The following is a 13189-nucleotide window of genomic DNA, read 5'->3' as shown; positions in this document are numbered from 1 at the left end:
ATGCCGACTGACTTGCGCTCGTGCTGGCTGATTGACTTGCACTTGTTGAGGCTGATTCAGATGCGCTTGTGCTGGCTGACGCTGAGGCACTTGTTGATGCTGACTCAGATGCACTTGTGCTGGCTGATTGGCTGGCACTGGTCGATGCGGACTTAGACGCGCTCGTGCTGGCTGATTGGCTTGCACTTGTTGATGCTGACTTAGACGCGCTCGTGCTGGCTGATTGGCTTGCGCTGGTCGATGCGGACTTAGACGCGCTCGTGCTGGCTGATTGACTTGCGCTGGTCGATGCGGACTTAGACGCGCTCGTTGAAGCACTTTGGCTGGCACTGGTTGACGCTGATACTGACGCACTTGTGCTTGCTGACACTGATGCACGGTAATCTGAGTCAGATATATTTGGCGTTACCGTATTTACCGTTCCATCTTTATAAGTAATGGTTACCGTTCCATTCTCTGCAATAGAATAACTTCTGATACGGTTTGCAGTCTCTGGATTCGCTGTTTTCACAGCATCTAAGATTTCATCTTTCTCACGCTGACTCAGAGCGTTTGGATGTTTAACTTGGAAGACTACTGACGGCTTCTTACCAGGGAATTTCTCATTCAACTTCCCTTGGGCGACAACTGCTGCTGGAGTACGTGCTTCATTATTAGACAAGTCTACAGCTTTTACCCCAAGTGTCCATCTATTCCCATCTGCATATGACTGATTAGGATTATAAGTCGCTGTATACTCTAAAGTAGCAGGAGCATTCGTTGGTTTATTCTTGAATCCTGGTGCACTATCATTCGAAGAATAGTCACCTGAGAATATTCTATCTTTATCTGATGTACCATCGTAAAGTTTCAAATCTCTAAGTTTACCACTATTATCTGAACCTTTTAAGACAACCTTAACTTCATCTCCTGCAAAAATCTCGTATCCATTCGTACCAGGACGGACATTATTTTTCGGAGAAAGCTTTTCCCACTTACCATTATTCTTGACATAGATTTCAAATTCAGGGTTTGGAGATACATTTTCTTTAGTAATTGTATTAGAAGATGTGTCAGATTGAAGAGTTACATTGCTACCATTTGGATCCCTAACAACCATTTCTTGTTTAACCGTTACATTTCCTGTAGGCAACAAACCATTATTGGTATCAGTAACCCGTTTCAACTCAGACGGTTCAAACGTCACACTTGTTCCAGTAGATTTTTTAGGGAAGGTTTGAGTCCCAATCGTTAAAGTAACTGTTGCTCCTGGTATTACATCTGTCACTGTAATACTACGATTTGGCAGACCTCCTTGTAGCTTCACTTGACTATCTGCGATTCGTGGTGGGTTCGGTCTAACTTTGATAGTTACAGGAACATTTGTACTGTTGCCTGCTTTATCTGCAGAACCTTGTGGTAAAGTAACTTTAACTTCTTTCTTATAGATACCTGGAGCTGAAGCATCAGGTCTGGATACCCACTCATAAGTTGTCCCATTTGGAATCACAACTCTAGAATCAGAATTTTTAAGTGCATTACCAGGATTGGCAATAATATCATTTAGTGGAGTTGTATTTCCAACTGTTGTAACATACTCTTGTTTAGCCACTGGATCCACTACTGTATAAGTAAAGCTTGTCTCACTTGTCAAAGCACGATCTTGTGCAGACGGAGTTCCAAAGCGCCCTGTTGGATAAGTTGCTTTTACAGTATAGGTTGTACGGTGTGTCGTAGCTTCAGAATCAGTTGTATGCCAGACAGTACTAAATTTAGGTGACCCAGTTCGATTATTTAGTGGTGCACTTGCATTGTTATTCAGACGATACTCATAAGCAAATGTTGTTCCTGAAGGAAGAGATGGATTATTGATATAAAGATATGAATCTCCACCTATATTATTAGCATAGCTACCGCCAACAGTTCTATCACCTGAAGCTGCTTTAAAGGCATAAAATTGACCAGTAACTCTATTATTGGTTTTAGTCTCAATCTTTTGGTAAACTCTGTAATTGTATGTTAAATCCGTAGTAGTGTTATCTGGGTGAGTTACCGTTAAGATTGCAGTTCTAGGGTTCTCTCTGTCCCCCATCGCTGTCATTGTAGGAGCTTGCCCTTGTTTCCATGCAAATCTTGTCCCACTAGGGAAGTCAGAAGCTCCGCCAACTGGACGCACAAGACTTCTTGGATTTATATTAGACAGCGACTCATTACTTACTGCATAAAATGTGTCAGTCGCTTTCTCCACACCATACTGAACATTGTTTGTCACTGTATCCGATGTTCTATCACGATAGGTAATAGTGACATCTCCATTACTAGCTACACTGATTGAACCCTCTTCAGCTCCTTTTTTATAGTCAGTTGAGCCTACACCTGATCCTGTACCTGAAAGAAGACTAGCATTGGCCGCCTTAAAGTTAGCCAAGACTTGTTCTCTTTCCTTTTGACTTAGATTTGCTTTGTCATTAACTACGACTTTAGTACCTTTCGCAGGATCTTGTCGCTCATTAAATCCTTTGACATGGAAATTGGTACGGGCTGTAGCAGTCTGACCATCAATATCTCTAACTGTATATTCAAGAACATAAGTACCTGGTTTATACGGTTCCCAAGCAGTACCTTTACGACCAACTGTCCCTGTTATATCAATATTGCGGGAGGTTTGATATCCTGTTCGCCTTCCTTGATAATCATAGGTCCACAAATCCCCTAGTCCTCTTCTAATAGTAGCAGGATAGTTTGGGGAAGTTACACCTGTAATCTCCTTATTAGATCCAGAAGCAGTGATTGTATCCATCCCTCTATCATCACGTAATCGTATCTGAAAATTAGTGACTGCATCATCATTATAAAAAGTGACATCAGATGGCATCGTAATCGTAGGCGGATTAGAGGCTGCACGGCTCTGACCTGCTGCACGATTAGGAACTGCTATACTTCTACTCATACGTGGTGGATGCGACACTCTAGTAGCTACTTCATGATGCATAGAAGAAGTATAGTTCCCAGAAGTATCCGCACTTGTAAATGGCTGGCTACTTGTACCAACTCTTGCATCCAATGTTGCAGTTCGCGACTGATTATTTACAGTGGCATAAACTTCAAGCGTTGCTTCTAGGTTTCTTTGTTTATCATGGCGTATATCATAAACATACTCATTTCCTGAACCACCACGTTTCTCCATTTCTTGTCCATTAAAGGTCACACGAGTAATCGTCGTATTAGGATCCACATCCGCAATCAGCCCTACATGATGCAAGGCATTGTTCGCGTGCATATTGATACGCCAAACAACTTCATTACTATTTCTATCATATCTACCAGACTCAATTGAAGCTGTCGTTCCATGACTAGAAAATGATGCCCTAGGAGACGCTCCTCTCTCTAACGCTTGTCCGTTACGACTATCACGTTGACCTGAATGTGCACCTAAAACAGCATTGACAATAGAATTACGAGCTAGAGTCGCTTTTTGTACTACTGATGTCAAATCACTAGTTGGATCTGCCAAGGCTTTTTCAATCTCCGTAACAGCAACATTCACTTTGGTAATAGCAGAGTCCACATTCGGCAATCCTACAGCTTTTGCTAGGTACTCACCCATTTCAGCTGAAAGTTTGGTTAACTTCTTACGATTTTCATCTTGTTGTTTAGCTGAAACTTCCGTTGTTGCTATGGCACCAGCAGTCACTCCTACTAAACTCGTTGTGTCAGAAGTTGCTTTAGCAACATTCACACCAGCCTTTCCATCAATCTCAGTAGCCTTCAGTACAGCAGAATCAATTTTAAGATTAGTTGATTCTTTTGAAGGTGAGGAAGACTGTTCAGTTGTTGCTACAGATGTGCTCTGTTCAACTGATAAACTTGACGCTACAGAAAAACTTTCTGACTCACTTTTTGATTGACTAGTACTAGTAGAAGCACTGACCGACTCACTAGTTGAAATACTTGCAGAAAGACTAGCTGATGTACTAGCTGAAACACTTGCTGAGGTGCTATTAGACACCGACACCGACTTTGAAGCGCTTTCACTCAAAGAACTAGAACTCTCTGAATTGCTTGCATTTGTCGTACCTAAAACTACCGTATCGTTTGCTACTAAAACATCCGATTTATCTAGTATTTTTTCCAAAGCTACTGCTTCATTTGCAAACACTTTGGTTTGCGTAGCAACAGCACCACCTAAAACGGCTCCTGTGGTCACGACCCCTCGGATAATATCTAACCCTGTAATTGAATGGTTAACTTTATCTTCTACCACCTCAGTCATAACTTGAGTCGTATCAACACCACCCCTCATAACTTTAAACAAGCCAAAAAGAGAGGTTGAAGCTCTCAACCAATGCTTACCTGATTTAATTAACTTATAGCGTGTCACACGGTCTGTTTCTCTGAACCGACCATTCTGACGTCTAAAAAACATTTTCTACTCCTTTTCCAGATAAAAGTGTAAACTCTTGCCAAGTTTAATCATACTTGTTTAGTATACTTTAATTCTGAACTAAGGTCAATATGATATGTACATCAATTACCAGTCCGAAATGAATAAACAAACATCTATTTTAATACATATATATTAAGTTGATCTGCTAACTTATACTCCTAATTCTATTTCCAGAAATAAAACTCCTTACTTATTTTTAATTTTTTTACAAATATATTCAATTCAACTGAAATTTTAAAATTTTTAATTATCTAATTAATAAGAAGTCTCCTACGACATATCCAATCAAACAACACATTTTTTTCTAAGTAGAAGATAGAGTTTAATAATTCTACTTGTATAGAAACCAACAATAATAGTCTTCAAAAACTCAAAACGCAACAGTAGTTATCCTCGCTTTATGCTAAATCTATCTGCGAACTTGTCATTAACTTCAATATCAAATCAATATCTTGAGCTATCTATGACTAAATTTCTAGTTTACTCTTTGATTTTCCCAAGCAAAATCAGACTATTAGTCACCTTAACTTTCTGAGACTTACAATGAAAAAGCCCACAGACAATAGCATTCGTAAAACTTTACTAGTGGTGCAGCTATAGGCTGAACAAAACTTAATTACAGAATAACGAAGTAAAATAAAACGCATAATATCAAGGTTGTTTTGAAAATTCCACGAGGTCAACTATAGTCAGAAAGCTGAACAACAAGCCAAAACGCCAAAAAAAGGCGGCAAAAAGCAAGCACCTGCAAACAACGTGCCGAAATGGTCAAATCCTGATTATGTCAACGAATTAGACCCAAAAATCGTCGATATGCTAGTAGAATTTCACAAGTCACAAGGCACTTTGGAAACTCCCAAGGCGCAAGCAGAAATCGCCCAAAAACGTGAAGAAATCGAGCAAAGGAGAACTGAGCTTGAGGATAAAAAACAAGAGCTTTTGAACCGCTTGAACAAATAGAGTTTCGCAAGTATTATGCTTACAAATTACTTGAGCAATTAACTAAAATATAGACCCTGCATTTATATCTAGGCAGGGTTTATATTTTAGAAATTAACGTAGCTTGTTTCGGTTTTTACATACCCAGTATAGTCTGAATTTCTATAGTATTCAGTGATAAACTTCCATTTTCTTTGAGAAAGATGGATATAAGTACTTGTTATGTAGTATGGATATGGGCTTTGTGAATCCAAATAAGACTGATAAGCTTGTATACCAAAATATGCTCCACCAATTATTTTACCCCATGGCCCCCCCTAATACAGAAGCTATTTTACCAATCGCATAACTTATTCCAGAACCAATCATGAAGTTAGCGAATGTGTTAGCTTGTTTATTCCCATGTACTGTGTTGACGTAATTCCAAACATTAGGATCGTATGATCTAAAAGATATATTTAGGTCGATTTCATTCTTTTGATAAGCCATATAAAATGCCCCATTGATATAGACGCCGTCAGCACGTCGTTCAATAGTGTCTACACTTCCATCTGGATTGACCACCTCAAGAACTTCATCGCTTAAAATATTTACTTGCGTATCTCCGAACCGCACTGATGAGCCATTCTCAAACTGAGCCTCACCAGATACAACTTTAGAGTTTGCCGATAAGCTATCATCAGCAAAAACAACAAGCGACGGGGAAATGCTAGACATACAGAAAACAGACATAACTAGCAAACACATGCATTTAAACATCTTAGACATAACGGAAACTCCTTTGTATTTTTGATTTTTTTCAACTTTTGTTATACAATAAAACCAAATAAAAAGAAAGCGGTAACAATATGCTTAAGGCGAAAATTTTTTATATATTTTTATATTTGATCGTTATCGAAACTACAGGCTTGTTGTTGTTGAAAAACGGTCTTGAAAGAGGTTATTTAGATACAGGAGCTATCATCCTCGCAGTTTTTTCATTTGCTTTTTACAACCTATGTTCATTCGCTTGGGTCTGCTCTACAATAAAAAACAATAAAAAATAAATAGACGTATTTTCAAAAAAAGATTGCATATTTATCTAAGTAAAACGACGATTTAAATCGTCGTTTTTTTGTATAACTCCCCCTGAAATTTATTTTAATTATGCAAATTTCACGTATTTTTGGTGCTGAGACAACGATTCTGAGAGCTTTTCAGACTTTTTTGCGGCCTGTCTCATATCATTAGAAAAGCTTAGAGCACCAAAGGATTTGATACCTGATACTATACGCTTTTTTGATTTCAAAAACTTTTTTCTCAAGCTCGTTAGTTACTTAGATTGTTACACAATCAAATAAATTTACTGAACTACGACACGGAGTTTAGCAAATCAATTCCATTTGTAAAACTCAGTTAGTGAGGCAGTTAGGTCGCTAGGCCACTTCCTTTCTGTTACGACGTAAAAATCCACGAATCGATAATATTCGTGGATTTTTCCTAGTGAAGCGTTTAGGTAAGGCTATTTTTTACACTACGACACGGAGTTTGGCAAATCGATTCTATTTGCCAAACGTAGTTAGTAAGGCAGTTAGCTAGACCACTCACTACCAATTACGACGGAAAGTTTTACGAATCGATATTATTCGTGAAACTTTACTAGTGGAGCGCCTAGCCAAGTTCCATAGAAACTTGGCGTTAGTTACTTATGTTATTACACAATCAAATAAATTTACTGAACTACGACACGAAGTTTGGCAAATCAATTCCATTTGTAAAACTCAGTTAGTGAGGCAGTTAGGTCGCTAGACTACTTCCTTTCTGTTACGATGGAAAAATCCACGAATCGATAATATTCGTGGATTTTTCCTAGTGAAGCGTTTAGGTAAGCCGATTGTTACACTACGACACGGAGTTTGGCAAATCGATTCTATTTGCCAAACGTAGTTAGTAAGGCAGTTAGCTAGTTCGCCAAATAGCGACTAGCGTCCAACAATTAGGAACTTTAGTTCCAATTGTTGGTACTGAGTTACATTTTCTCTTCCAACTCTACGTCTGGATACTTATCTGCAAACCAACGGAGGGCAAAGTCATTTTCAAAGAGGAAGACTGGCTGGTCAAAACGGTCTTTTGCTAAGATATTGCGGCTTGACGACATCCGTTCATCCAAGTCCTCAGGCTTGATCCAACGAACAGTCTTTTTACCCATCGGGCTCATAACAACTTCTGCGTTGTACTCGCCCTCCATACGGTGCTTGAAGACTTCAAACTGGAGTTGTCCCACAGCTCCCAGCATGTACTCGCCTGTTTGGTAATTCTTATAAAGCTGAATAGCACCCTCTTGCACCAATTGCTCAATCCCCTTGTGGAAGGATTTTTGCTTCATGACATTCTTAGCGGAAACTTTCATGAAAATTTCAGGGGTAAAGGTTGGCAGTGGTTCAAATTCAAACTTGTTTTTCCCAACCGTCAAAGTGTCACCAACCTGATAAGTGCCTGTATCGTAAACACCGATAATATCACCTGCCACGGCATTGGTCACATTCTCACGACTCTCCGCCATAAACTGAGTAACATTAGATAGTTTAGCACCCTTACCAGTGCGAGGCAAGTTGACACTCATGCCACGCTCAAATTCACCCGATACGATACGGACAAAGGCGATACGGTCACGGTGACGAGGGTCCATGTTAGCTTGGATTTTAAAGACAAATCCTGAAAAATCCTTGTCGTAAGGATCCACAATTTCACCGTCTGTTTTCTTGTGTCCATGTGGTTCTGGAGCAAACTTGAGGAAGGTTTCAAGGAAGGTCTGCACACCAAAGTTTGTGAGGGCCGAACCAAAGAAGACAGGTGTCAATTCTCCAGCAAGAATAGCTTCCTCTGAAAACTCATTTCCAGCTTCATTTAAAAGTTCAATATCATCCTTGACTTGTTCGTAGAAAGGATTGCTACCAAAAAGCTTGTCCCCATCTTCTAGACTAGCAAAGCGCTCATCCCCTTTATAGAGCTCCAAGCGTTGGTTATAGAGGTCATAGAGCCCTTCAAAAGCTTTCCCCATCCCGATTGGCCAATTCATCGGGTAGCTAGCAATGCCCAAGACTTCTTCTAACTCTTGCAAGAGGTCTAGTGGCTCACGACCGTCACGGTCTAGCTTGTTCATAAAGGTAAAGACTGGAATGCCACGATGTTTCACAACCTCAAATAATTTCTTAGTCTGAGCCTCGATACCCTTGGCAGAGTCCACGACCATGACCGCAGCATCCACCGCCATCAAGGTACGATAGGTATCTTCTGAGAAGTCCTCGTGCCCTGGCGTATCGAGGATATTGACGCGCTTGCCATCGTAGTCAAACTGCATAACAGATGATGTCACCGAAATCCCACGTTGCTTCTCGATATCCATCCAGTCAGACTTGGCAAAAGTTCCTGTTTTCTTTCCTTTTACCGTACCAGCCTCACGAATCTCACCCCCAAAGTAGAGCAACTGCTCAGTAATGGTTGTTTTCCCCGCGTCAGGGTGGGAGATGATGGCAAAGGTACGACGTTTCTTAATTTCTTCTTGAATATTCATAAGTTCTCTTTCTTTGATTCTCTATTTTTCTTGTTTCAATAACTAAGAATGATTTTTACATTGGATTTTACCATTCCTTTCAACACTCCATTATATCGGATTTTAGCATTTTTTTCAATTTCTATTTTCTGTTAGACACTGCTAAAGTAGAACAATTCCCCTTGCAATTTTTAAAATAAATACTACAATGAATATAGAAAAAGGTGTTGCGTCAACAACACCCTACAAAGCCGTTTAAGACGGTGACTGTAGTTACATAACTAAAAAATAGTTCGTTAACTCGTCAAAGTTAGGACGGGTATTTTTTGTTTCTTTTAAAAACCTCTTTCTCGACTCGCCAGATGTCTTTTTTCAGCTTTCCCTCCCTTATTTATAGGAAAATATGGTAAAATAGAACAGACTAAAAATCATCATTTCACGAAAGGATGCAAGATGAAAATTACGCAAGAAGAGGTAACACACGTTGCCAATCTTTCAAAATTAAGATTCTCTGAAGAAGAAACTGCTGCCTTTGCGACCACCTTGTCTAAGATTGTTGACATGGTTGAGTTGCTGGGCGAAGTTGACACAACTGGTGTCGCACCTACTACAACTATGGCTGACCGCAAGACTGTACTCCGCCCTGATGTGGCCGAAGAAGGAACAGACCGTGATCGCTTGTTTAAAAACGTACCTGAAAAAGACAACTACTATATCAAGGTACCAGCTATCCTAGACGATGGAGGAGATGCCTAATGACTTTTAACAATAAAACCATTGAAGACTTGCACACTCTCCTTGTTTCTAAGGAAATTTCTGCAACTGAATTGACCCAAGCAACGCTTGAAGATATCAAGTCTCGCGAGACAGCTATTAACGCTTTTGTTACCATCGCCGAGGAGCAGGCTCTTGCTCAAGCTAAAGCCATTGATGAAGCTGGAATTGACGCTGATAACGTCCTTTCAGGAATTCCACTTGCTGTCAAAGATAATATCTCTACAGACGGTATTCTCACAACTGCTGCTTCAAAAATGCTCTACAACTATGAGCCAATCTTTGACGCGACAACCGTTTCCAACGCAAAGTCTAAAGGTATGATTGTCGTTGGGAAAACCAACATGGACGAATTTGCCATGGGTGGTTCAGGTGAAACTTCACACTACGGTGCCACTAAAAATGCTTGGGACCACAGCAAGGTTCCTGGTGGATCATCAAGTGGTTCGGCCGCAGCTGTAGCCTCAGGACAAGTCCGCTTATCACTTGGTTCTGATACTGGTGGTTCTATCCGCCAACCAGCTGCCTTTAACGGGATCGTTGGTCTCAAACCAACCTACGGAACAGTTTCTCGTTTCGGTCTCATTGCCTTTGGTAGCTCGCTAGACCAGATCGGACCTTTTGCTCCGACTGTTAAGGAAAATGCCCTCTTGCTCAACGCTATTGCCAGCGAAGATGCCAAAGACTCTACTTCGGCCCCTGTCCGCATTGCCGACTTTACTTCAAAAATTGGTCAAGACATCAAGGGCATGAAAATTGCTTTACCTAAAGAATATCTTGGCGAAGGGATTGACCCAGAGGTTAAGGAAACAATCTTGAACGCGGCCAAACACTTTGAAAAACTTGGTGCTATTGTTGAAGAAGTCAGCCTGCCTCACTCTAAATACGGTGTTGCCGTCTACTACATTATCGCGTCATCAGAAGCATCATCAAACTTGCAACGTTTTGACGGTATCCGTTACGGCTACCGCGCAGAGGATGCGACTAATCTTGATGAAATCTATGTAAACAGCCGTAGCCAAGGTTTCGGTGAAGAAGTGAAACGCCGTATCATGCTAGGTACTTTCAGCCTTTCATCCGGTTACTACGATGCCTACTACAAGAAGGCTGGTCAGGTCCGTACCCTCATCATCCAAGATTTCGAAAAAGTCTTTGCGGATTATGACCTGATTTTGGGGCCAACTGCACCAAGTGTTGCCTATGACTTGGATTCTCTCAACCATGATCCAGTTGCCATGTACTTGGCTGACCTTTTAACCATTCCAGTCAACTTGGCTGGTCTCCCAGGAATTTCGATTCCTGCTGGCTTCTCTCAAGGTCTACCTGTTGGTCTCCAATTGATTGGTCCTAAGTACTCTGAGGAAACCATTTACCAAGCTGCTGCTGTTTTTGAAGCAACAACAGACTACCACAAACAACAACCCGTGATTTTTGGAGGTGACAACTAATGAACTTTGAAACAGTCATTGGACTTGAAGTCCACGTAGAGCTCAACACCAATTCAAAAATCTTCTCACCTACTTCTGCCCACTTTGGAAATGACCAAAATGCCAACACTAACGTCATTGACTGGTCTTTCCCAGGCGTACTGCCAGTTCTAAATAAAGGGGTAGTTGATGCTGGTATCAAGGCTGCTCTTGCCCTCAATATGGACATCCACAAAAAGATGCACTTTGACCGCAAGAACTACTTCTATCCTGATAATCCCAAAGCCTACCAAATTTCTCAGTTTGATGAGCCAATCGGTTATAACGGCTGGATTGAAGTCGAGCTAGAAGACGGTACGATCAAGAAAATCGGTATCGAACGCGCCCACTTGGAAGAAGATGCAGGTAAAAATACCCATGGTACAGATGGTTACTCTTACGTTGACCTCAACCGTCAAGGTGTGCCTTTGATTGAGATTGTATCTGAAGCCGACATGCGTTCGCCAGAAGAAGCCTACGCTTATCTGACAGCCCTCAAGGAAGTTATCCAGTACGCAGGTATTTCTGACGTTAAGATGGAAGAAGGTTCGATGCGTGTGGATGCCAATATCTCCCTTCGCCCTTATGGTCAAGAGAAATTCGGTACCAAGACTGAATTGAAGAACCTCAACTCCTTCTCAAATGTTCGCAAGGGGCTTGAATACGAAGTCCAACGTCAAGCTGAAATCCTTCGCTCAGGGGGTCAAATCCGTCAAGAAACACGCCGTTACGATGAAGCTAACAAAGCAACCATCCTCATGCGTGTCAAGGAAGGGGCTGCAGACTACCGCTACTTCCCAGAACCAGACCTACCTCTCTTTGAAATCTCAGACGAGTGGATTGAGGAAATGCGTACTGAATTACCAGAGTTTCCAAAAGAACGCCGTGCACGTTATGTATCTGACCTTGGCTTGTCAGACTACGATGCTAGCCAGTTGACTGCTAATAAAGTCACTTCTGACTTCTTTGAAAAAGCTGTTGCCCTCGGTGGTGATGCCAAACAAGTTTCTAACTGGCTCCAAGGTGAGGTTGCTCAGTTCTTAAATGCCGAAGGTAAGACACTGGAACAAATCGAATTGACACCAGAAAACTTGGTTGAAATGATTGCCATCATCGAAGACGGTACTATTTCATCTAAGATTGCCAAGAAAGTCTTTGTCCACCTGGCTAAAAATGGCGGTGGCGCGCGTGAATATGTGGAAAAAGCAGGTATGATCCAAATCTCAGATCCAGCTGTCTTGATTCCAATCATCCACCAAGTCTTTGCCGATAACGAAGCCGCTGTCGCCGACTTCAAGTCAGGTAAACGTAACGCTGATAAGGCCTTTACAGGATTTCTTATGAAAGCAACCAAAGGCCAAGCCAACCCACAAGTTGCCCTTAAACTGCTTGCACAAGAATTGGCGAAGTTGAAAGAAGATTAATATATAAAAAACCAGCCCTGAGGTCAATGTCATTAAGTTAAGAAATTCAAATACAATTCTGTATTTGGGTTTCTTTTTTATGTGATAAACTATAATTAAGGAGGTATTTCCCATGATAAAACAGATAAAAGCCCACTTGGATAAGAGTATTCAGAGTATCATTGGTCAAAAAGTTGTGTTCGTCAAACAAGATGAACAGGCCTTTACTCGTAAAAGAAGTTTATCACTAGAAACTATGATTCGTACAATTCTGGGAATGGGAGGGAAATCCTTGTCAAAAGAATTACTAGATGCCAGACTGACAGTTTCAAATTCAGCCTTTGTTCAAAGACGCTATCAGATAAAACCTGAGGCTTTCTATGCCCTATTTAAAGAATTTACAGCCCCTATTCCACTTAATACTGATTTTCCAATATTCGCTGCTGATGGGAGTGATATCTGTATTCCTCGAAATCCCATGGATACAGAAACCTCTATCCAAACAAAAAAGGATGTTAAATAGAGCCCACTGAAAAAGTAAGCCTCTTACTTTTAAAGAAATGAAAACCGAGAAATCACTCATCAATTTGAGCGAATTCCTCGGTTATTTTGTATTTATTAAGGTCATAATTCGTTTCATATTGACCAC

General features: G+C 40.8%; 8 protein-coding genes and 1 pseudogene. 6 read left to right on the top strand and 3 right to left on the bottom strand.

Annotation, left to right across the window (positions count from 1 at the left end; translation table 11 throughout):
- On the bottom strand, positions 1-4405 hold a 4405-nt coding region (locus GEZ84_RS10195), incomplete at its 3' end, for an accessory Sec-dependent serine-rich glycoprotein adhesin (RefSeq protein ID WP_153224449.1).
- A gap of 777 nt (positions 4406-5182) precedes the next feature.
- On the opposite strand from GEZ84_RS10195, the gene GEZ84_RS10190 reads away from it, so the two are divergent.
- A complete protein-coding gene (locus tag GEZ84_RS10190) occupies positions 5183-5386 on the top strand; it encodes a hypothetical protein (RefSeq protein WP_194252070.1) in 204 nt (67 codons plus the stop codon).
- An 86-nt stretch (positions 5387-5472) separates the two neighbouring features.
- Here the strand turns inward: GEZ84_RS10190 and GEZ84_RS10185 are convergent.
- A pseudogene (locus GEZ84_RS10185) lies at positions 5473-6082 on the bottom strand (hypothetical protein).
- Positions 6083-6213: 131 nt separating this feature from the next.
- On the opposite strand from GEZ84_RS10185, the gene GEZ84_RS11100 reads away from it, so the two are divergent.
- Positions 6214-6411, top strand: a complete 198-nt coding sequence (locus tag GEZ84_RS11100; protein WP_319946449.1) for a hypothetical protein — start codon at positions 6214-6216, stop codon at positions 6409-6411.
- Positions 6412-7373: 962 nt separating this feature from the next.
- Here GEZ84_RS11100 and GEZ84_RS10180 read toward each other — a convergent pair.
- Positions 7374-8918, bottom strand: a complete 1545-nt coding sequence (locus tag GEZ84_RS10180; RefSeq protein WP_001025437.1) for a peptide chain release factor 3 — start codon at positions 8916-8918, stop codon at positions 7374-7376.
- A 432-nt stretch (positions 8919-9350) separates the two neighbouring features.
- Here GEZ84_RS10180 and gatC point away from each other — a divergent pair, with 432 nt between their 5' ends.
- The 4 genes from gatC (at position 9351) to GEZ84_RS10160 (ending at position 13063) form a co-directional block, all read left to right on the top strand.
- Positions 9351-9653 carry an Asp-tRNA(Asn)/Glu-tRNA(Gln) amidotransferase subunit GatC gene (gene gatC / locus GEZ84_RS10175; RefSeq protein ID WP_000705419.1) on the top strand — a complete coding sequence of 101 codons (303 nt, stop codon included), beginning with the start codon at positions 9351-9353 and terminating at the stop codon, positions 9651-9653.
- Entirely contained in the window at positions 9653-11119 is a 1467-nt protein-coding gene (gene gatA, locus GEZ84_RS10170; protein WP_153224448.1) for an Asp-tRNA(Asn)/Glu-tRNA(Gln) amidotransferase subunit GatA, read from the top strand. Before gatC ends, gatA begins: the two co-directional genes overlap by 1 nt.
- Complete coding sequence (gene gatB, locus GEZ84_RS10165; protein ID WP_153224447.1) at positions 11119-12561, top strand: Asp-tRNA(Asn)/Glu-tRNA(Gln) amidotransferase subunit GatB; 1443 nt, start codon at positions 11119-11121, stop codon at positions 12559-12561. The genes gatA and gatB overlap by 1 nt, the downstream gene beginning before the upstream one ends.
- 112 nt (positions 12562-12673) lie before the next feature.
- Complete coding sequence (locus GEZ84_RS10160; protein ID WP_194252069.1) at positions 12674-13063, top strand: hypothetical protein; 390 nt, start codon at positions 12674-12676, stop codon at positions 13061-13063.
- Positions 13064-13189: the final 126 nt, after the last annotated feature.

The sequence above is a fragment of the Streptococcus mitis genome, assembly GCF_009496155.1.
Taxonomy (GTDB): domain Bacteria; phylum Bacillota; class Bacilli; order Lactobacillales; family Streptococcaceae; genus Streptococcus; species Streptococcus mitis_BQ.
The sequence above is the reverse complement of the archived record's forward strand: the minus strand, read 5'-3'. Positions and strand labels throughout refer to the sequence as shown.

What these genes read in the sequence shown, in the direction of transcription:
- gatB (WP_153224447.1), top strand. Translation starts at nt 11,119, where the DNA reads ATGAACTTTGAAACAGTCATTGGACTTGAAGTCCACGTAGAGCTCAAC.
- GEZ84_RS11100 (WP_319946449.1), top strand. Translation starts at nt 6,214, where the DNA reads ATGCTTAAGGCGAAAATTTTTTATATATTTTTATATTTGATCGTTATC.
- gatA (WP_153224448.1), top strand. Translation starts at nt 9,653, where the DNA reads ATGACTTTTAACAATAAAACCATTGAAGACTTGCACACTCTCCTTGTT.
- GEZ84_RS10180 (WP_001025437.1), bottom strand. Translation starts at nt 8,918, where the DNA reads ATGAATATTCAAGAAGAAATTAAGAAACGTCGTACCTTTGCCATCATC.
- gatC (WP_000705419.1), top strand. Translation starts at nt 9,351, where the DNA reads ATGAAAATTACGCAAGAAGAGGTAACACACGTTGCCAATCTTTCAAAA.
- GEZ84_RS10160 (WP_194252069.1), top strand. Translation starts at nt 12,674, where the DNA reads ATGATAAAACAGATAAAAGCCCACTTGGATAAGAGTATTCAGAGTATC.